Annotated in this window: 13 protein-coding genes; 8 read left to right on the forward strand and 5 right to left on the reverse strand. The window is 56.0% G+C overall.

Annotation, left to right across the window (positions count from 1 at the left end):
- The first annotated feature begins 281 nt into the window (after nt 1-281).
- The 4 genes from DC522_RS01230 to DC522_RS01250 all read left to right on the forward strand — a co-directional run bounded on the left by DC522_RS01230 (nt 282) and on the right by DC522_RS01250 (nt 5,605).
- Complete coding sequence (locus tag DC522_RS01230) at nt 282-989, forward strand: outer membrane protein (protein ID WP_116526868.1); 708 nt, start codon at nt 282-284, stop codon at nt 987-989.
- Nucleotides 990-1,282: 293 nt separating this feature from the next.
- Nucleotides 1,283-4,213 (forward strand): GGDEF and EAL domain-containing protein, encoded by a 2,931-nt coding sequence (locus DC522_RS01235; protein ID WP_116526869.1) that lies wholly within the window; start codon nt 1,283-1,285, stop codon nt 4,211-4,213.
- Nucleotides 4,214-4,725: 512 nt separating this feature from the next.
- Nucleotides 4,726-5,151 (forward strand): hypothetical protein, encoded by a 426-nt coding sequence (locus DC522_RS01245; RefSeq protein WP_116526871.1) that lies wholly within the window; start codon nt 4,726-4,728, stop codon nt 5,149-5,151.
- Between the two features lie 142 nt (nt 5,152-5,293).
- Nucleotides 5,294-5,605, forward strand: coding sequence for a hypothetical protein (locus tag DC522_RS01250; protein ID WP_116526872.1), 312 nt, complete (start codon nt 5,294-5,296; stop codon nt 5,603-5,605).
- Between the two features lie 13 nt (nt 5,606-5,618).
- On the opposite strand, the gene DC522_RS01255 is transcribed toward DC522_RS01250, so the two are convergent.
- The 3 genes from DC522_RS01255 to DC522_RS01265 are packed head-to-tail and all read right to left on the reverse strand — an operon-like array spanning nt 5,619 to nt 11,202.
- Nucleotides 5,619-7,001 (reverse strand): glycosyltransferase, encoded by a 1,383-nt coding sequence (locus tag DC522_RS01255; RefSeq protein ID WP_116526873.1) that lies wholly within the window; start codon nt 6,999-7,001, stop codon nt 5,619-5,621.
- A gap of 7 nt (nt 7,002-7,008) precedes the next feature.
- Nucleotides 7,009-8,853, reverse strand: a complete 1,845-nt coding sequence (locus DC522_RS01260; RefSeq protein ID WP_133239202.1) for a glycosyltransferase — start codon at nt 8,851-8,853, stop codon at nt 7,009-7,011.
- A gap of 45 nt (nt 8,854-8,898) precedes the next feature.
- Nucleotides 8,899-11,202 carry a polysaccharide pyruvyl transferase family protein gene (locus tag DC522_RS01265; protein WP_165820004.1) on the reverse strand — a complete coding sequence of 768 codons (2,304 nt, stop codon included), beginning with the start codon at nt 11,200-11,202 and terminating at the stop codon, nt 8,899-8,901.
- Nucleotides 11,203-11,434: 232 nt separating this feature from the next.
- Here DC522_RS01265 and DC522_RS01270 point away from each other — a divergent pair, with 232 nt between their 5' ends.
- From DC522_RS01270 to DC522_RS01285, 4 genes are all read left to right on the forward strand, one after another.
- Nucleotides 11,435-12,136 (forward strand): hypothetical protein, encoded by a 702-nt coding sequence (locus DC522_RS01270; protein ID WP_133239203.1) that lies wholly within the window; start codon nt 11,435-11,437, stop codon nt 12,134-12,136.
- A gap of 6 nt (nt 12,137-12,142) precedes the next feature.
- Nucleotides 12,143-14,722: a hypothetical protein gene (locus tag DC522_RS01275; RefSeq protein WP_116526877.1), complete on the forward strand. Its 2,580-nt coding sequence runs from the start codon at nt 12,143-12,145 to the stop codon at nt 14,720-14,722.
- A gap of 16 nt (nt 14,723-14,738) precedes the next feature.
- Complete coding sequence (locus tag DC522_RS01280; protein WP_116526878.1) at nt 14,739-15,866, forward strand: glycosyltransferase family 4 protein; 1,128 nt, start codon at nt 14,739-14,741, stop codon at nt 15,864-15,866.
- A gap of 139 nt (nt 15,867-16,005) precedes the next feature.
- The gene (locus tag DC522_RS01285; protein WP_116526879.1) at nt 16,006-17,220 is read left to right on the forward strand and encodes a glycosyltransferase; all 1,215 of its coding nucleotides are present in this window, start codon (nt 16,006-16,008) and stop codon (nt 17,218-17,220) included.
- Between the two features lie 54 nt (nt 17,221-17,274).
- Here DC522_RS01285 and DC522_RS01290 read toward each other — a convergent pair whose 3' ends face one another.
- Nucleotides 17,275-18,603 (reverse strand): HlyD family type I secretion periplasmic adaptor subunit, encoded by a 1,329-nt coding sequence (locus DC522_RS01290; RefSeq protein ID WP_116526880.1) that lies wholly within the window; start codon nt 18,601-18,603, stop codon nt 17,275-17,277.
- Between the two features lie 11 nt (nt 18,604-18,614).
- Entirely contained in the window at nt 18,615-20,324 is a 1,710-nt protein-coding gene (locus tag DC522_RS01295) for a type I secretion system permease/ATPase (protein ID WP_116526881.1), read from the reverse strand.
- Nucleotides 20,325-20,369 lie beyond the last annotated feature (45 nt).

The raw sequence follows: 20,369 nt of genomic DNA on the forward strand, positions 1-20,369 counted from the left end.
TGACCAAGAAAAAGCCCCGCCTTTCGGCAGGGCAGAAGTTTCTTTGTCTCTAAACTTTGAGCCATGGGCTCGAATTCAGCAACGCATTTACTCACGAAATATTCACCATAGCAATCACCTTGATTGCTCATGGTATATAAAAGGTAAATGTTCATAAAGCATCAAGCATACCGACACCGAATACAAGCAATCATATTGCAGTAGTACCTCTTCCGAGCCTATTACACCCGGGACAGGCAATTAATGCCTAGCGTGCTTCGACGTAACAACGGATTCCAGTAATGCGTAACCCTGCTTTCGCTCTGCTTGCTGCTACCGCAGCTCTCACCATTGCCGCTTCGGGCGCGCAGGCAGCCGACCTTCCATCGCGCTATTCTCCGGCCTCCGCCTACAATGCCATCCCGACCTTCACTTGGAGCGGCTTCTATGCAGGCGCGAACCTCGGTTACGGCCGGAGCACCGGCGTCAGCCAATATTATGATCCCGCTTTCAATGTCACTGGCGGCGGCCGCAAGAGTGGCTTCATTGGCGGTATCCAAGGTGGCTATAACTATCAGCTTGGCATGTTCGTGGTCGGCGCCGAGACTGATCTCCAATATGCCGCTGTCGGCGACAAGGGTGCGACCTACCGCGGCACCTATTATCCGGGCGACTCCGATGGCTACTTCGGCACGGTCCGCGCTCGCGCCGGTCTGGCTTTCGATCGGGCTCTTGTGTTCGGAACCCTCGGCTTCGCCTACGGCGAAATTGGAGGCAACAAAGCTCTGGATGGAGCGCTCGGCTATCGCCGCGACGATAACATGAGCGGCGGCTGGACCATGGGCGGTGGCCTCGAATATGCCGTTACCGACAACTTCACTGCAAAAGTCGAAGGTCTCTATGTGAACCTCGACACCAGCGATAGCTATGCCCTAGCCAACCGCGTCAACATCCGCCGCGACACGGAATTTGGCGTGCTCCGCGCTGGCCTGAACTACAAGTTCAACTGAGCTCGAGCACAACTCACAACTCTGAAAGCCCGGTGTCGTCACCGGGCTTTTTCGTTGGACGAACCACGTTGAAATCCGGAAATAGCGAAGCTATGTCTATGTTATAACATATATACAATTCGCAACTCCCCTTCGGCAATTTTTGTGGGTTGCTTTATGCTCTAGGACAACGCAATAATTAGATATTGTTTTTACTATAGATCATTCTTCCTGCAATCTCGCAGGAGGTTTACTGACATAAACAAGCAGCCGCAGATGAACTGTGGTATGGGCAGACTTTAAAGAGTGCAGCTATGCGTTTCTGGGGCCGTTCATGGCTGCGCCAGCGTTTCTCCGACACGCGCGGGCAATCACATTTTCACCATCAGCAATCCTCTTCTTCCGCGCTTTCGAACTATGCTCTCGCCTTTGTGGAGAGCACATCCGACTGCGTGTTCTTTCTCAACCGCGAATGGCGCTTCACCTTCTTCAATCCGCGCGCAGCAATAGAGCTGAATATCAAGGCCGATGTTATCGGCCAATGCATTTGGGAGCTCTTTCCCAAGACCATAGGCACGATTTTCGAAGAGAATTACCGCCGCGCGATGAAGGAGCAGTCGACGCGGATCTTCGAGGCTTATTTCGAGCCCCTGTCAGCCTGGTACGAAGTGCATGCCACGCCCGTGGAAGATGACCTGATGGTCATCTTCCGAAACATCAACGAGCGTCGCACCGCAGCCGAAGCTCTTCGTGTACGAGAGCGGCAACTCGCCACCGTTTTCGGCCAAACCGTTGTCGGCATTCTGCACCGGGATCTGACGGGGCGCGTGCTGATGGTCAATCAGCGTTATTGCGACATCGTGGGCCGCAGCAAGGAAGAGCTGGACGGCCTGCCCATGCGTGCTTTCACCTATGAAGAGGACGTCGATTGGAACATCGCCCTCTTCCAAAAGCACCTCAGAACCGCTGAGCCCTTTCAGATCGAAAAGCGCTACATCCGTCCCGATGGCACACCAATCTGGTGTGCGGTGAATGTTTCCTTCGTCTCTGACGATACAGGAACACCCGTTTCGACCATCACGGTCGCCGAAGACATTCACGCCCGGAAGATGGCGGAGGAGAAGGCGCGAGAAAGCAAGGATCTGCTCCAGGTCGTCATCGACAGCATCCAAGATCTGATCTTCGTGAAAAACCGGGAGGGACGCTTCGTCTTCTCGAACCGTCAACTGACCGAAGCCTGCGGGCCGGTCGAGGGCGTGCTCGATCGGGAATTCTTCTCGCGGGATCCAAGCGATATTCACGCAAGATCAGATCATCAGGTGCTGACCACGGGCGAACCTGTCACCATCGAGGAAGATATCCCGATCCTGGACAAGTCACGTAAGTTCCAGACCGTGAAGGTACCCTGGTGGCAGAATGGCGACATCGTCGGAGTCATCGGCATCTCACGCGACCTGACAGAGCGCATGGAGGCCGAGGCACAGCTGATCGAAAGCAAGCGTCAGCTCGCAACGCTGATCGATAATCTGTCAGGTCTCGTCTATAAATGCGATATAGCCGCACCATGGCCATTCACATTCATCAGCGAAGGTGCAGAGGCTCTGACGGGCTATCCGGCCAGCGCGTTCATGGAGAAGCGGCTCAGCTGGGGGGAGATCGTCCATCCGGAAGACGTCCCGATGGTCGACGACACGATCCTTGGAAGCATCGCGGCGAAGCAGCCGTTCAACCTCGTTTATAGGATCACGACCAGATCGGGAGAAACCCGCTGGGTTGTCGATCGCGGGCAATGCATCTTCGACGCCTCGGGCGAGCCCGCCTTCCTGGAGGGCATCATCAGCGATGTCACCGCGCAGAAAGAGGCGGAAGAGAAGATCATCTGGGCCGCTCATCACGATCCTCTCACACGGCTCCCTAACCGAGTGCTTTTCCAGCTGCGTCTGAGCAAGGCCCTGGAGCAATCGGCAAACCTGGGACGGAAGGTCGGCCTGCTGATCCTCGATGTGGACCACCTGAAAGAGATCAACGATACTCTCGGCCACGACGCGGGCGACGCCGTTCTGCAGACAGTTGCCAACAGGCTCAGCGCCGCCGTACGCCCCATTGACACCGTCGCCCGCAATGGCGGTGATGAGTTCGCGATCATTCTTCCGGAAATCGATGGCGAGCAGGATATCAACACGCTCATCGCACCCATCCTGGAGCAGTTGCAGAAGCCCCTCCCCTACGCGGGACGCGCACTCGATTGCCGCGCCAGCATCGGCGCCAGCATCTGGCCAGACCATGCACTGGAGGCCGAAGACCTGCTGAAGCAAGCCGATGTCGCGCTCTACACGGCCAAGGCGACCGGACGAGACAAGGTGGTCGTCTTCGAAACTTCCATGCGCACGGAGGCGCAACGGAAGGCTGAGATGCGCAGCAATGCCCGTGGGGCTATCGATGAGCGCAGCATCGAGCCTTTCTATCAGCCCAAGGTGCACCTGAATTCCGGCGCTCTCGCGGGCTTCGAGGCCCTGCTCAGGTGGCGCAATCGCCGCGCCGACATCGAGCTTCCTGCGAGCATCCAGGCGGCCTTCGATGATCCGCATCTCGCCGTTGCTCTCAGCAAGCAGATGCACGACATGGTCTTCGATGACATGCGCCGCTGGCTGCAGGACGGCATCCCATTCGGGCATGTAGCGATCAATGCGTCGGCCGCCGAGTTCAAGGATATGGAATTCGCCGACAGGATTCTGGATCGCTTGCGTGCAGCCGATATTCCAAACCATTGCCTCGAGATCGAAGTGACCGAAACCGTCTTTCTCGGACGTGGTGCTGAGTTCGTCGAAAAGGCCCTCCGCAAGCTGAGCGCAGAAGGCGTCAAGATCGCACTCGATGATTTCGGAACGGGCTATGCCTCGCTTTCCCACCTCAAGCAATTCCCGGTCGACGCCATCAAGATCGATCGTTCCTTTGTGCACGATCTGGCGAGCAACCCCGATGATCCGGCCATCCTCCAGGCAGTTCTCAGCCTTGGCAAGAGTCTTGGCATCAACACGGTCGCGGAAGGCGTCGAAACGGCTGTGCAGGCGGCTTTCCTGCGCAGCCAGGGCTGCGACCTCGGTCAAGGCTTTCTCTTCGGCATGGCGAGCCCAAGCAGTTCCATTCCTGAGCTGGTGGCATCCTGGGAGGCAGGCCAGCTCGGTATCGCTGAATTGGACACACTTTTCCTGAAAGACCGGAAACTACGTCGGCAGGAGCGGTAACGCACCGTGCAGACAGATGGACCCGGTTTTCCGCACGGTGCTTTAGCGCATCGTGCGGAACCGAAGGTCCGCGTCAGCGAAAAGTGGATCCGGTTTTCCGCTCAAAACGATGCGCTCCTCTCAAGGCTGAGCATCGGATCGATCCCAAAAGTGCAAGTCCACTTTTCACGTCCGATGCTCTAGGAGCCTGTGCCTTTGCGCAGGCGTGATGCTCCTGCCTCACTTTGCTTGAGAGCCAGCAAGCGTCGGGCGGCCGTGCCTCCAGACGCGGAAGCATAGAGCCTTTCGTTCAACACCTCGATCTGCCAGCGCTGCAATTCAAGCAGGGCCTTCAGGCCTCTGACATGCGCCTTCAATTCGAGTGCGTCCTGTAAGGGATCTGGTCCGAGAGCTTTCATAGGACCACCCCTGACGTTTCTGGGATGAATCATGACTGAACGCGAAAACTTCAAAGGGACCTCAAGTCCCAACCACAACGAGATAGACCAATATTCGTTCTTCTGCCGGCCGGAATGACGATCCCGACCCGCAACGGCACGCAAGAAACCGAACTCCAATATCAATGGGAAAACAGCCCCATCAGCGAGCCCATGCAACGATCTGCGGGCTTCTTGTTCTTGATGGAACTGTCTTACATTTCCTGCTCAAGCGCAAGGTTCACGACGACGCAGGGCCTAGCTTGCCGGTTGATATGCAGAGTGCAGGAACCTGAAAGGATCCATAACGGTTGCAATGATATCCCTGATCCTCTGAAACGAGTATTCTGCATGCCTGAAGAACGCCATGAAGCAGAAGCGGACACGATCCTCGCACAGATCACCGGTACACAGGATCGTGAGACATCGCCGCAAGCACGCCGTCTGCTTGCCGAGGCTCTGGAGAGAGCGGAAAGACGAGGCCGTGAGATATTCGCAAGATCGAAAGAATCGAGCGGCTAAGGTTTCTCCCGAGCGGGCGAGTTCTTCCTGCGACACCGGCAGCAGGAACGGCTCGCCAGGGGGTTACGTTGCCTATGTGTGGTACAGCACAGCGGCAAAGTCTCGGGCGTGGTGATCTTCCGAGCGTTGGGAGAACGGATCGATGCGTTCATGGACGATGATTTTTCTGCTCGGCTTTCTCGGAATATTGTCAAGCCACACCGCTGCCCAAGCAGACGATGCGAATACCCGCATTGCCACCCTGCCCTATGCCGATTGCCTGTCGATTATTGCCGAGGCTTCCCAGGAATTACACGAGGCCCCCGTACAGCTGATCAACAATGAAGAGGAGACGAGCGTTCGGATCAACGCCTCCGACGGTTTCGTCACGATCTCCTGTCACCGCAGCACCGGCAAGATGGTTCTGACCAAGAGCCCTGTTCCGGAAGCGGCAGGAATGACAGCCTCTCGTTGAGGAGCGCGCCTGCCTAGCATGCCACCTCTGACAGCGTGCTGCCTTTGCCATTATTGACATGGCAGTTAGCGCCCCCCTTGTGCTCGGGATGCCCATACAGGGCAAAGTGGCGATGATAGTTTTCCGCATCAAGCGCCTGCCGCGCTTCCTGCCGCGCTTCAGGAAACCGTGAGACGGCCTCAGGATCCGTCTGAGAGCTACCCTCGACAAGAGACCTGATGATATCCGCAAGCGCCCCAGCGCTGCCTGCCGAGAACGGCAGATCCAGATTACGATCAATCTTTTCGATCATTCCGCCGATATCTGCACAGATGATCGGACGCCCGGCCATGCGGGCCTCTTGGATCACGATGGGTGAGTTCTCCCACCAGATCGAGGGAACGACGATCCAGTCACTGGCTCGCATCAGATTGATGACGTCCTGATTCCTGTAGCCTCCCATCATGCGGACGACATCACGAGTCTCCCCGAGAAGACGCTCGATCTTTTGTGCGAACTCGCCATCGCGGAAATGCTTGTTCTCGCCATGGATGCGCACTTCGAGCTTCTTGCGCATGCGTTTCGGAAGTGATGCGCAAGCCTCAAGCAGGACATCGACACCCTTAAACGGATTGACCTGACCGAAGAACGCCAGGATCAAGCGTCGGTCTTCAGACTGGCGGGGCCGGGCGATTACAGGTATTCGGCTCCGATCAAGAACGTCCTGATCCATCACGTTCTCGATGACTTCAATGCGCTCCGCAGGCAGCCCCCAGTCCACATAGCGCTCCTTCAGGAAGGCGCTGGGCGACACGAAAATATCGACATTCTCGAAGAACATTTTGTAGATGGATTCGCGAACGAAGAATTTTCCGGCGCTCATCGATGGAAAGCACTGGCTGCACTCGGCCGGGGATGCCGCATAGCAAAGACCTTTGCCGCTTTTGACCATCAGGCCAAGATTAGTGCAGATCGCCGCGTATTCATGCAACGTCAAGACAACGCGCACGCCGGCCCGCCTGAACATCTCCAGAATATCAAGACCCCAGAAGATATAGTGGTGAATGTGCACCACATCAGGCCGGAAGAAACGGACAAGCTCATCAATCAGCTGGGCAAGCAGATCATGGTTCAGACTTTGGCACGTGAATCGATCAAACGGCGGAGGGCAAACCAGGATTTCATCTGGGCGTCCACGGAAACTTCCAAAACAAGCGCTGTGTCCAATGCCCACGTATTCGGAGCGGGCCACGAAGATCGCCTGCTCAACTCTCGGGTCAGCCTTGAGCCTTTGAAAGATGGAATAGGCGGCCCGCTCCGCGCCACCAGCACCGAGTTCCGGATGTCCGTGGGAAAGGACCATTACGCGCATCGTGAAAACTGCCCCTGAAACGTGAGACCTGTACGCTTGATGCATACCATTCTTATTGCCCGGTGCCGGAAGGTGCTTGCCCTCCGGAAATCTTGAAAACCCGTTTGGGTCGTGACAACTCAGCAGCCCAACGCCGATTGAACTCCACGCAGTTTATGTAGTTGATCGCCGATTGGATATCTGCATCCCCCATCGCTGGAACGGACTGGCGCTCCAGATGATAAAGTCCGGGGTGCACGTGAAGCTGGATTTCGGCTCCCATCCGCCGCGCCCGCAGACACAGATCCGCATCCTCGAAATCACCGCGTACAAAGGCAGGATCGAAGCCACCAAGCTTCGAGAAGAGATCCTTCGAGAGCGCCATCAAGGCCCCTGTCACCGCTGGAACATGCCGAACCGCATCTCCTTTGTAGAAGGCGAACGGGAGCCCTTTCAGAGGGTGATCGGCCAGGAAGAAATCGCCTGCCATGGAGGAACGCATGAACTCGATTCCGACGTGCTGGATCGTGTTGTCCTCATAGAGCAGCGAAAACCCGATCAGCAGCTCGGGCCTTGAGGCCTGCTTGCGCCCCCGGATGGTCTCGGCTGCCTTTACAAGCCCCTGCGCATCCTTCACGAGAATGTCGGAGTTCATGAGAAACAGCACGTCACCGCGAGCGAGGTTGGCGCCGAGATTGTTGGCGCCGCCATAACCATAATTGGCGAAATTGCGCAGCAACCGTGTCGTCACACGGATGGCATGACTGCGCAGCGACAATCCGTTGTAGATCTCATCCCAGATGCGAGGATCGTCCACGACCAGCACCAGCTCGAAGCTGTCGTCGAGAATGCGCTGAAGGTAGTGGACGCAATTCAGGAAGAAAGCATCGCCATAGAACGGGATAATGATGGAGGAAAGAGGCTTTCCTGTCTGCAGGCCAGGCCCGAAATCGAACACTTGAGCCCGCATCTCGCCCTTTGGCGGCGAGAGAAGGAGCCGGTAAGTTCGATCCACCTGCTCTATCGGCAGAGAGCGGATATCACCGAATGTCTTGCTGACAAGGTCGAGAGCCAAGGCCTCGTCCTGCTCAGGTGTCGCCTGTAACGGACCATGGAAGATGACGTCCCGCCCGTCCGGCGAGACTTCCACGAAATAGAGGGCCTGCTCTTTGTCCGGCTGATGCGGCATGACGAATGCAAATCCGTGCTCATTCGACGCGCTCGTCAGCCGTTTTTCCTGACGCAGATGTGTGTGCACATCAGGCCGAGCGACTGCTTTGAGGGAAGACTTGAAGAGCCAGGTCCGCAGGTCCTCGCTTGTAATATGGATGGTGCGGTCCGCCAGGTTCGCAATCCATCCACTCACCACTAAGCCGTTACCGGCACTGGCGATGTGTTCGAGCTCAGAGTCTTCGGAAGCATCGATGGGTTTGACGGTGATGTCAGCCGCCAGGATCATGGCTATGTCGTCGGGGATTGATCCGATGAGGCTCCTTGCCAACGCGGGGCCAAGCCCATTGGTGAGATCGGCGGGGACCGAAGGGGTAGCCTTCATACTGATGCCCTGGCTGGCGTGCGCGCCGTTCGGCGAAATCTCGACCGGATCCTCAGGCTTGAAGTGGCCGGCAACTTCTCTCGGAAGAGCCGCGAGGAAGCGGCGCCCTTCCGGAATACCGGTCAGCGCCCCCGAAACCGACTTGCCTCGCTTTGTCGGAGCGACGATGGCGCTGTCGAGTTCGATCCATTGGTCGAATGCAATGGAGCAGTCGACGCCACCCTGCATGACTTTGATGGACAGGGAGGATTCGAATTGCAATCCGTCCGGAGCCCGAAGGACAAGAGCCATATGATCGAAAAGCGCAATCAGCCTCTCGACTTCCAAACTCATCCCAGCGACCGACATGACCTTTGGTTTCACTGAACTAGCTCTTAACCGACTTCACACGAGAGGATTAGCAGCGCTTCAGCCGCGCGGATCCGGAGAAGGCTGGAGCCATCCAAGGATGCGCTGCAGAAGAGTCCTTGCAACTTGCATCAGGAGGGCTCCAGGGGATGCCTCCGATTGCGCGTGAAATCTGCGTCCATTGATATACAGGTCGCCATTCAGATAGACGCCACCGTACGCATCAATTGCAAGCAGCTCTCGTTTTCCATCGGGAGAGACAATGCGAATCCCCTCCTCCGCCATGCGGATCGTCTGCCATCGAGGAGTCTCTGTTCCGACCCAACGCGTTCCGGTGTAAATCTCACCTCCTCGGCCATCATCAAAAATAATGCCCGTTCCGGGTCCTTCACTCTTGAGCTGAATAGCACCGGACCGAAACAATGTCTGACTAAAGTCGAGCCCCATTCTTGCAGTCGTCAAATCGCTGACCAAGACGCGCCCATAGTCAGGGTGGATAGAATTCTGGAAGTAGATCCCTGACTCGAATTGACCTTTGCGCTTCTCTGGTTCGCAATCGAAGTTTTCGCAAATAACAGATAGGGCATGAGAGTTGGGATTGCCAAAGCCTACGATCTGGATCCCGTGTTTTGCCTTGTTTGGATAAACGCCAGGTTTTCCGCCATTGAGAACATCGACTTCAAGTCCAGTCAGCTGGCAGTCGAAGTCACTTTGCGGAACAGCCTTGAAACCTTCCGGAGCAGAGGCGCCAAGCGTAAGGCTCGGCATCGTCGCCGGATCATAATAAGCCGACCTTGCCGAGAAGAACGCACCCCACGCTCCTGATCCATTGGCGATAGCAGCGGCATCTCCCCAGAACGGTATGGCGTTCGTATCCGGAGTGAAGTTCATTACCTCCGACAACACGAGTTGGTAATGATTGTGTGTGTCATGGTAGGTTTCTGGCCGCTGCTCCGTCAAAGAAACGACCGAGACAGGCTTTCCCTCCCAATCACTCCACTCATCACTCGGCTGCAGAATGTCCGAGTAGAAGATTTTTCCTCTGAGGCGGGTTCCCAGGCCATAGTATTGCGGCCAAATCCCCTTGGACCGGACATGCAGCGGATGAGTATAGGACATAGCCGCTCCCATGCTGCGACGAACTTCCCCTTTATGTGGATTCTTCGCAGCTACATTCCTGGTGCTTTTTTCAGTTACGGCCATTGAGGCACCCTGGATGGCCTCAGGATCTTCTCCACCTGACAAGATAGAAAGCTCGCGTCCTGCAATTAACCCACTATCTCGAATGATGGCAGCCATTCTGGCGGCGAGTTCACGGCGTGTCTTGTTGAAGGTCGCGCCATCGAATTCAACCGCATCCTTGATACGCTCGATATCTGCGCACTGCAAAAACGTATCAGCGTCTACAATGGGCAACTGTCCCGTTACGGCTAATTCGTTTGTTCGGGAGTCATGGGGGACGATGATGCCCGGAACGCCTGCCTGAACTGCCAATATGTTGCCGTGGAGGCGAGATCCGATGCTCAGGTCAAACGGCTTCAGATACTCTAGCCAGACAGTAGCATCAAAAAACACCTTGAAGAATTGCTGAGCGAACTGGATGAATTCCTCGGTTAAGATTCCAGGAGCTAGAAAGCGCCAAATCTCTTCAACCTCTGCTCTCGACAACTCGCTCAAGCGCCCTCGGGCAAGCGAAACCATTCGGTCAGGGGCCTGACAGATGTAAGGGGCTCGCTGAGTATATGCCCACTCAAAAATCTTCTGCTCGACACCAAGTTGGTTCGCGTTCAGTTCGCCCTGGCAGAAGGCCACCTGCTTTGTGGCACCAAAGAGTTTACGCTCAATCTCACTCCCAAGCGTCACCGAGGGATTAATAAAGAAGGATGGGCACCCTGTTACCTCGACATTGTGAATTCCGAGTGTAGACAGAACTTCTGCAGTGTACGTCCCGCGGACACCGAGCATGGTACTCCGCTCTGAAATGATATCGAGCCAACGACGCGTTCCGGCCGGGATTTGAAATTTAGCGCCGATTTTGGGAGCCTGCGCTCCAAGCCCAAGAATGATACACGGCAACCCTGTCCGCTCAAAGCGGTCGGCAAAGTATCCCAAGTCATTGTCGGCTGAGATCTGGTTGGCCGCAGGAAAAACTAGAATGTCATATTTCTCACGGACCTCATCTGGATCAAATGACCAAGGTATATAATCCTTTTCATCTGCAATATGGCGAGAAATTCCGTACCAGAAGGCCAGATTGCCTGTATTGAAGCCACACAGCGAATAGAGATCGCGAGTCTCCATCTGAGCACTACCGGAGATGGCACCGTCCCCGCCAGTTGAAATGATCGCAGCGCGCATATTCATATTCATCTTTTCTACGCCTGTACTTGATTTCGAATCTTGAACATAATCGCTTCAGCCAGGTTCAATTTGAACTGAGGGTTAGTATCCTTTACGCAACCTTATTCCTTATACCTAACGATATCTCACGCCGCTATGATGCGGGATGATATAGCATTTGATATTTGCCACAAAATTGCATATAGCACTACCTGCAATTATCGAACCATAAATGCACGCCATACGGGGGCATCCATTGCTGTCTGGCTATATCAATTCGGCCCAAGGAGCCGTTATCGGCCGCTGGCGCCTTAATGGTCGCCGTTTGAGCGGCTGGGCGGCGCATGTGAGTGGTCAGTCTGAACCTGTCGTTATTGACCTCACGATACAGCGCAAGCGGCGAAAGATAGTCTGCGATACTTTCTGGACGGACAGTCTCCCGTCTCAGATTTCTCATCGTTTTGTAGGGTTCGAGTACATTGTCGATGATGAATCCCTCCAAAGCGACGATGTTTCCCTGCAAATCCGCATTGGTCGGAAAGACTATAAGAGTCCGGTGATGGTCGTTCCGGCCGCCAGTTATAACCGGACCCAATTGCACATCGACTCCATTGAAGACGACGTCATTAGCGGGTGGGCATGGTCGCCGCTCGCCAACAACGATGAGCCTGTTTCTCTCATCATTGATAATAGACAATTCTTCGCTTGGCCGACGGAATACCGGCAGGATCTCTTCGAGACCGGATACGCAGCTGGCGCCTGCAGTTTCAGGTTGGACCTGCGTCAAGCTGCCGGCCCCGTGACAGCAAAAGTCATTCGCGCAACTTACCGAGATGTGAGCAAGGAAATTACCATCGGGCAGAGTCGCAGTGGGTTTCACAGGATCAGCGGCAATCAGCTCATCAGCATGGCTCGGTTCACTGCCATCCCCCAACCCCGATATCTGATTACTGTGTGAAGACCAATGTCGATTGAAAAGGCACCTGGGAGAGTATTCAAGATCAGCTCGATCCGAAATCGCGGTCTTGTAAACCGTGCGGATCTGAAAGAGCGCCTCAAGTCCGTCGTCAATATGGATTTGGGCCGCGCCGATGGCGCCAAGATGCATGAGCACCTTGCCTGCATTGAGCAGATCAAGGAAATAATCCTTCGTCGCCGCCCCTCATGTATAACTTTTGATATTTTTGACACCGTGGTCTGGCGCCCTGCCCGCGCTCCCCATCATATTTTCCTGGGCTTAGGGCGTGAATTGCGAGCTAAGTGTCTCCTCTCGCCATTTATCGAACCTGCGGCATTCGCCGAAGCCCGACGTGCTGCCGAAACGCGGGCACGAGTGAAGAAGACTGCCCGAGGCGAGATCTGGGAAGTAACCCTTGATGAGATCTATCAGGAGCTTGAAGCCTGCATTGCGGGGCCAAGATCGGCCGCAATAGAGGTCGAAGTAGAGTTCGAGCGCCGGAACACCTATCTCGATCCTATCATTGCGAACCTTATCGCTTGGATTTCTTCGCAGGACCTCAAGATCGCGTACGTCTCGGACACGTACTTCTCTGCCTTGCACATTCTCAGGCTTCTTGAGGGCAAGCTTCCGGTTGAGGTGAGAGCCGAGGACATCTTCGTCTCGTGCGAGAGGCATGTGGATAAGGGAAGAGGTCTACTAGCATCGGTTGTCGATGAATTCGGCTTCTCACCAGCTGCGATCATGCATATCGGTGACAGCCATGAAGCTGATTACCTTGGCGCCGAACGCATTGGTGCGTTTCCAATCTTCCTCCGACAATTCAAGGATATCGACAGGGAACGAACCTATCTTGAGAATCAGTTGGCTGCAGTTTTAGGCTACGATTGGAGCAGCGACGATTTGCAGGTAGGGATCGATCCTCTACGCAGACATGTGTCCTTCGCGGCGAGAGGACACATCCATTCACCGTCTCTCGCCTCAGACCTTGCCTTTGCGACTGTGGGACCGGTTCTAACCGGCTTTGTCGAATGGATTGTCCGGCGCGCAACGAAGCTCGGCATTGAAAAGCTCTTTTGCCTCACTCGCGAAGGCCTGTTTCTCTCGGAACTCATTAACCTTTATGCGGAGCATACTGGAGCTCGCGTCTTCGCTGCACCCTTTCTTTCCTCCAGGGCCGTTACGTATCCTACTCTGTTTCAGAATTGCGACGCCGACGAGTTCAAGACTTTCTTCTTTTCGCGGCGCACTCCGCTGACTCTCCGAAGTTTCTTTGCACGGATTGGCGCCCCTGAGCTCACTAGCGAGTTCCCTGCCCTCCTCCGCGATCTCCCCCTCCGGAGCGGCTCAGAGGAGACTGATGCGATCATTCGAACCCTAAGCAGTTCCAATAAGTTCCGGTCACCCATTCAAAGCTGGGCTCTGAGGCAAAGGGCTTCGTTCAAGCGCTATGTCGATGCCATGGCTGGAGCACTGGAGCTTCGCCGTGATGAGGAAACTATTGGCCTCGTCGATTTGGGGTGGACCACTAAGTCACAGCGCGTTCTTGAGAATGCACTTAAGGAAGTCGGTTGCAACAATCCCACAGTTGGGTTGTATCTCGCCACTGACAATAACGCGAAGGATGAGATCGCACGGGGCACGCTGTCACAAGGATTTCTTGTTAGTTGCGGCCTGCCCCGCAATGTTTCCGACATTATCCTACGCTGCAAGGAGATCTTCGAGCAGGTCTGTTCGGCTGACGTCGGATCGGTCAAAGGCTACGGACCGCAAGGCCAGGTTCTCTTCTCTCACAACAGCACTCATCCTGCACAGAGCCTGTTTCTGCGCGATCTAAGGAATGGTGTGAGACAGTTCCTCAAGAGCTATCTGGTCCTGCGGGACGATCCACATTACCGAGCTGCGCCGACCTCCCTGGCAAACATGGAGGTGGCCTTGCAGATTCTACTCGGCCGTTTGACGGTTCTGCCGACAGACGCCGAGCTTGCCGAGATCGGTACATGGAACCACGAAGAGAACAATGGCTCGGAGACTGCGGAGCAGATCTGCGATCTGTATTTCCGCGAACTGGTTCGTTATGGTACTGCTGACCAGCTCAATCATCTGCCAGCCTACTGGCTGTTTGGACTCATGAAGCATGATCGGCCTCATATGTTTGAGAAGCTCCTTCTCAAGTCGGCCGGTTTTCACATGCCATGTAATGAACGCTTCTGCGCAGCTCGAATGTATTTGACCGCATCAACCGGAGAGGAACTGGATCTCCCAGCAGATTACTTCATATCCGCTGACGGACGAGCAATCTCCTATGCTTCCTTTTTTACGATGACATCGATGGAGCTGGAGTGGGTCAATCTCGGTCCCGACCCCAGTGTCTACGTCGACAAAATTCTCGTTTCGGTGAGAAATTGCCAAAGCGGTGAAGGCCGCCGCTACATCATTATGCGCCCGATCGCAATTGCCTCGAATGCTCCCGAAGATGAGAACGGCAGAATCATCGCCCACGAGAATTCGCGATCATCAATCCAGCTTCCGGCTCTAGAAGGCCCTCATGAAGTCTCGGTGATCCTCTGCTTATCTACCCATTAAGACTATGAGCAAAATAATGCGTATCGCAATTCTATCTCCTGCTCCCATCAAGGGATCCGGCGGCCTGCGGACAATCTTCAGCTATGGTGCTGCACTCATGGCCCGCGGCAGCGCCGTCGATGTGGTGGTGATCGATCCGATCGACGATCCTCAAAGCGTCTCGCGACAGGTGACGGATTTCTACACGGTAAACGGGCTTGGCTTTAAAAGCTGGCCTTGTGACCTTTCTGGCTACGACGTCGTGATCGCAACGCGCTGGGATACCGCCGTTATCGCACGCGACTCGGGCGCCAGCCATAGACTATATCTGGTTCAAGACTATGAGGCAGGCTTCAACCCTATGGGAGACGGCTTCGTCTTTGGCGAAGCAAGCTATCTGTATGGACTTCAAACAATCACACTTGGGCGATGGCTGAGCCAGCGTCTCAAGCGGGAGTTCGGCAACACTCCCTATTCTATCGATTTTGGCGTGGACCGCGGAGTCTATCGCACATACAAGTCGTTCTATGATCGCGAGCTGACTGTATGTGCAATTGTTCAGCCCGAGAAGCCAAGACGGTGCACTCGCCTTGCTCTGGAAGCTCTCGGAATTGTCAAAGCGAGACTGCCGAAGGTACGAATCAGGCTCTTTGGTGGTGAGCCCATAGACTTGTGGTTTGAGACTGAGCAGCTTGGAATCATCTCACCTCGCGAGCTTGCCGGATTATACAACGAAGCACTTGCTGGCTTATGCATCAGCTCATCGAATCCGTCTCGTGTGCCGTTCGAAATGATGTCGTGCGGTTTGCCGACAGTAGATCTGTATCGCAACAACACAATCTACGACTTTCCATCTGAGGGAATGCTCCTGGCACACCAGACGCCTGAGTCCATTGCAAGTGCGTTGATTGAAATTGTGACCAACGAAGAGCTCGCCTACAACCTTTCCCAAGGCGGCCAGGCTTTTATGGAAGATCGCCCCTTCCAGGCGGAAGCAATGGGCTTTGCGAATGCGGTCTATGCGGCTGTACGGAATGGCTCTCCGAACGATGACGTCTCATGGGAGCCGATCTATTATAGTGAGCCTTGGATTGCCGACGTGTACCAGCGTCGCGATGTCGAGGCACACATGCGCTATCACAGGCATATGCTTGATCAGCCTTAAGCAGGTGTTTGGACAGTAGGGTAAACTCTATTAAGGCAAGTTGAAGAGCGATGGGCATCGCATTGCTCTTCAACCATCTGTGTCCCTGACAACTCAGAATGTCATATTTCCCTCTGCAATCGAGGAAGCGCCCTACCTCATGAACCTCCTCCTCATCCACCCCAACTTCCCTGGTCAATTCAAGCTGCTCGCCAAGGCGCTTTCCGCGCGCGAGGGGTGGCGGCTGGTTGGGGTCGGGAACGGGGAGCGGAGCGAGGCTGAGACTGGGCACCTGGACTATGTCCATTACAGCCACCCGACCGGGCCCGTCGAAGCGGTCTTTCCGGTCGCGCAGGATTTCGCCGAACATGCCCGCACCGGAAAAAGCGTCGCTGATCTTCTGACCCGTTTGCGTGATCGCGGCTATCGCCCGGATGTTGTTCTCGGACATCCAGGCTGGGGCGATGCGATGTTCGTCTCTGAGGTCTTTCCCGAGGCCAAGTTCATCGCTTATCTTGAGTATTTCTACAAAACCCGCGACAGCGACCTCGACTTCGACCCGGAGTTTCCACCGGCCCGCATCGACATGCGCTACGTACCCATGCGCAATGCCACCAACCTCATGGCCTTCGCAGCCGCTTCGCGGTGCATCACGCCGATGCCATGGCAGGCGAGCCTTTTTCCGCCGCCGATCCGGTCACAGCTTCACGTGCTGCATGAAGGCATCGACACCGCTCTTGTTGCACCTCATCCACATGCATCATTCCGATTGCCGAACGGAGCAACGCTGACAAGGGCGGATGAGGTTGTGACCTATGTGTCCCGCTCGCTGGAGCCCTACCGCGGCTTCCATGTCTTCATGCGGGCTCTTCCGGAGCTGATGCGCCGGCGGCCCAGGGCGCAGTTTGTGCTCGTCGGACGCGAAGATGTGAGCTATGGCCGACGACACCTAAGTGGCCAATCGTGGAAATCCGTGATGCTTGACGAGGTCGGGGCCAGCCTGGACCCCAACCGCGTTCACTTCCTTGGCAATCTCACTTATGCCGATTACCTGGACCTGCTGCGGATTTCGTCCGTGCATGTCTATCTGACCTACCCGTTCGTTCTGTCTTGGTCCTTCCTGGAGGCCATGGCCTGCGGCTGTACGATGGTGGGATCCGCCACCGGTCCGGTTCTCGACGTCCTAAAAGATGGAGAAAACGGGCGCACATTCGGCTTCTTCGATCGCGCGGCCCTCGTCGACACGGTCTGCGAACTGCTCGACGATCCGGCGCAGCGTGAACGCCTGTCCCGCCGCGCGCGGGAGACAATCGTCGAGAACTATGATTTCACAACGCGCACGTTCCCGAGGTACCTCGAGCTTCTTCAAGGCTGAGAAAACAAAAACTTTCGAGTTCTCGACCGGGTTTTTGTGAGCAATGCTCTCGTCTTACCGTTCCCTGAAGGCAAAATCGGCCACGTGGAAGATCGGTTCCAGCAGATAGGACATGATCGTACGCTCGCCTGTCTCGATCACCACCTGAACAGGCATCCCGGGAACAAGCTCGACATTCGCCATTTTCAGCTCGGCGGGATCAATCTTCACGACACCCTTGTAGTAGGAACTCTGCTTCTGAACATCGTCAAAGCGATCCGCCGAAACCTTTTCGAGACGCCCCTTGACCACCGACTGGTAGCGCTGCGAATAGGCGAGCAGATGCACGGTGACTTGCTGACCTGGCCGCACACGTTCCACATCCTGCGGGTTCACTTCGACATTCAGAACGAGAGCATCTGCATCCGGAACGATCTCGAGAATCGTCTGACCAGGAATGACGACGGCTCCCTGATTGAAGATGTTGAGGCCGTAGACATAGCCAGTCTCAGGCGCCACGATCGTGGTCTGCTCAAGCCGTTCCTTGCTTGACGTCAAGCGCGGTGCGACTTCGGCAAGTCTGGCTTCCATCTCGGTGATTTCCGTGGACACGGCTTCACGCCGGTCTCGCTGCAACTGGGCAATCTGCGTCTCGGCCAGCTGAATGCTGCTGCGCTCCGCATCGATCTGCGACTTGATGGTCTGAATATCTGCGGTCAACGCAGCGGAAGTCCGCTCCAGAGTCAGAACACGGGGGCGCGCAACCAAGCCTTGCTCGAGAAGCGGCAGCAGAGACGCATGTTCCTGATCGACAGACACAAGCTGCGTCTGAGTCGCGACCAAGCGTGCCTCCAAGCCCTCGATCTGGCGGCGGCGTCCCTCGATCTGCTGCTGGAGGAGATTGACGTTCCCGCGATACGCGGACAGGCGAGCTTCGAAAACAGACGTTTCCTGCTCAAGGATCGAGCGTGCCTGAATATCGCCGCGCAGATCGAGGAGCGGAGCGGACCATGTGATCTCCTCTGCATTTCGCGCCTCGGCCCGCAGGCGCGCGAGTCTCGCCAGGGTTGCGACGCGCGTGCTTTCCAGAATGGAAACCTCGGCCTGGAGATCGGTCGATTTCAATTCGAGAAGTGGTTGTCCCTTCTCGACGCGTTGTCCCTCGCGAACGAGAATGGCCCTGACGGGCCCGCCCTCGCGGTGCTGAACAGCCCTGCGATTGCCTTCGATCCCCACCTTGCCGCCGGCGATCGCGCCACCCGAGACTGACATGGTCGAGGCCCAAACGACGAGGAGCAGCGCCATGAGAAACGCGGCGGCTCCACCGATCAGGAGTGGATTTCGCGCAGAATCCGCCGAATTGTCCAAGGTGCTGTCCGATGACAACGAAGCAGCCATGCTCATCGGCTCAACTCCTACTCTGCTTGTCCGGCGTTCTTCACGACAACCGGGCGGCCAAGACGTTTGAAGACGTTCTCGGTTGCGCCAGCACTGACGACCTGCCCTTCTTTCAACGCCACAGCATGGTCAAGATCACGGATCAGGGTCGGGCGATGGGTGATGAGCACAGAACTGATACCACGCTGCTTCAGATTGGCGATGCAAGCAACCAGAGCGGCCTCCGCCTGACCGTCGAGATTTGAATTCGGTTCATCCAAGACGACCAGGGATGGGGACCCGGCCACAGCACGCGCAAGTGCAATCAACTGCCGCTGTCCACCTGAGAGCGGATGACCACCCTCTCCGATCTCAGTGTCGTAGCCCTTGGGCAGACGAAGGATCAGATCGTGAGCACCTGCAGCTTTGGCGGCATCCACAATCTCGTCATGCGTGAGCATACCGAACCGACCGATGTTCTCTGCGACCGTCCCGTTCAGGATGGAGATGTTCTGCGGCAGATATCCGATGTGGCGACCCAGATCCTCACGATTGGCGGACCAGATGTCGACGCCATCAAGACGAATCTGGCCCCGTGTCGGCTTCAGATTGCCGACCAGCAGGCGAGCCAACGTCGTCTTGCCAGATCCATTGAGACCGATCAGGCCAAGAGATTCACCGGGCTGAATGGCCAGGTTGATGTTTGACAGGATCGGGCGCTCGCTTCCCGACGGCATATAATAGAGGCCGTAGCAGGTCAGATGCCCCTGCGGCTTGGGCAGCGGCATCCCATCCCTCGTCCGCAGTTCCTCGCTCAAAACAGCCTCAATGCGCCGCAGCGCTTGACGAGTCGGAACATACTGCTCCCAAGCCGAGACCAGCTGCTCGATGGGGCGCATGGCGAGACCCGAGATGATGATGGCGGCAAACAGCATTCCGCTCGGTGCGTCGCTGGTAATGATCTCGATCACGCCGATCGTCATGATCAGAGCCTGAACGAGGATGCGGGCCGATCCCAGGATCGCGTTGAAGAGCACGCCTCGCTGACTGGTTTTGACCTGAGTGCTCAGACTCGGGTTGCGCAATTGCCGCCATTTCCGAACCACCGGTCCCACCATGCCCATGGCGACGATGGCCTCGGAGCCACGCAGGTTGGTCTCGGCAAAGGTGTAGGACTTGGTCGTCGCCTGCGAGGTTTCAGCAAGAGCCTGCTTTGTGACCAGCGAATTGACGACCGTGGCAACGCCCATGAGCAATGTGCAGACGATCGCGACAACGCCGACCTCGAAATCGAGAACCAACAGGACGCCGGAAAAGACGATGGCCCAAGGCGCATCGATCGCCGCCAATGCGCCTTGTCCGGTTGCAAACTGCCGAAAAGTATCCAGATCGCGGAGAGCCTGACTTCCTTCAGCTGAAGCTCCTCTGGCATTGCGCTCGATCAAGGCCGCGAAGATGCGGTCTGCCAGAAGACGGTCGAGCCGCATGGCGGCTCTGACGAAAAGGGCGCCGCGAACCCATTGGAACACGGCCTTGAAGGCAAGAGCGATAATCAGCCCGGCCAAAAGGGCGATAAGCGTCTCGATGCTACGCGAGCTCAGCACCCGATCATAGAGTTGGATCGAAAACAGCGGGAATGCCAGCAGAAGAATATTGACCAGGACATTGAAACCAAGCGCATAGGCGAAGTGGGACCGGCAATGCCGAACTGCCAGTGCGACGACGGTTTCGCCAGCTTTCTGATTCATGTGCAACCCAACGCTCTTCCGGCCTGTTCCGCAAAATGGAAGGCT

It is taken from the genome of Microvirga sp. KLBC 81 (genome assembly GCF_003075415.1).
In the GTDB taxonomy this organism is placed as follows: domain Bacteria; phylum Pseudomonadota; class Alphaproteobacteria; order Rhizobiales; family Beijerinckiaceae; genus Microvirga.

Bases quoted from the DNA above. Each gene is read 5' to 3' on its own strand.
- DC522_RS01230 (WP_116526868.1), top strand. From the start codon at position 282: ATGCGTAACCCTGCTTTCGCTCTGCTTGCTGCTACCGCAGCTCTCACC.
- DC522_RS01235 (WP_116526869.1), top strand. From the start codon at position 1,283: ATGCGTTTCTGGGGCCGTTCATGGCTGCGCCAGCGTTTCTCCGACACG.
- DC522_RS01245 (WP_116526871.1), top strand. From the start codon at position 4,726: ATGACGATCCCGACCCGCAACGGCACGCAAGAAACCGAACTCCAATAT.
- DC522_RS01250 (WP_116526872.1), top strand. From the start codon at position 5,294: ATGCGTTCATGGACGATGATTTTTCTGCTCGGCTTTCTCGGAATATTG.
- DC522_RS01255 (WP_116526873.1), bottom strand. From the start codon at position 7,001: ATGCATCAAGCGTACAGGTCTCACGTTTCAGGGGCAGTTTTCACGATG.
- DC522_RS01265 (WP_165820004.1), bottom strand. From the start codon at position 11,202: ATGAATATGCGCGCTGCGATCATTTCAACTGGCGGGGACGGTGCCATC.
- DC522_RS01275 (WP_116526877.1), top strand. From the start codon at position 12,143: ATGTCGATTGAAAAGGCACCTGGGAGAGTATTCAAGATCAGCTCGATC.
- DC522_RS01280 (WP_116526878.1), top strand. From the start codon at position 14,739: ATGCGTATCGCAATTCTATCTCCTGCTCCCATCAAGGGATCCGGCGGC.
- DC522_RS01285 (WP_116526879.1), top strand. From the start codon at position 16,006: ATGAACCTCCTCCTCATCCACCCCAACTTCCCTGGTCAATTCAAGCTG.
- DC522_RS01290 (WP_116526880.1), bottom strand. From the start codon at position 18,603: ATGAGCATGGCTGCTTCGTTGTCATCGGACAGCACCTTGGACAATTCG.
- DC522_RS01295 (WP_116526881.1), bottom strand. From the start codon at position 20,324: ATGAATCAGAAAGCTGGCGAAACCGTCGTCGCACTGGCAGTTCGGCAT.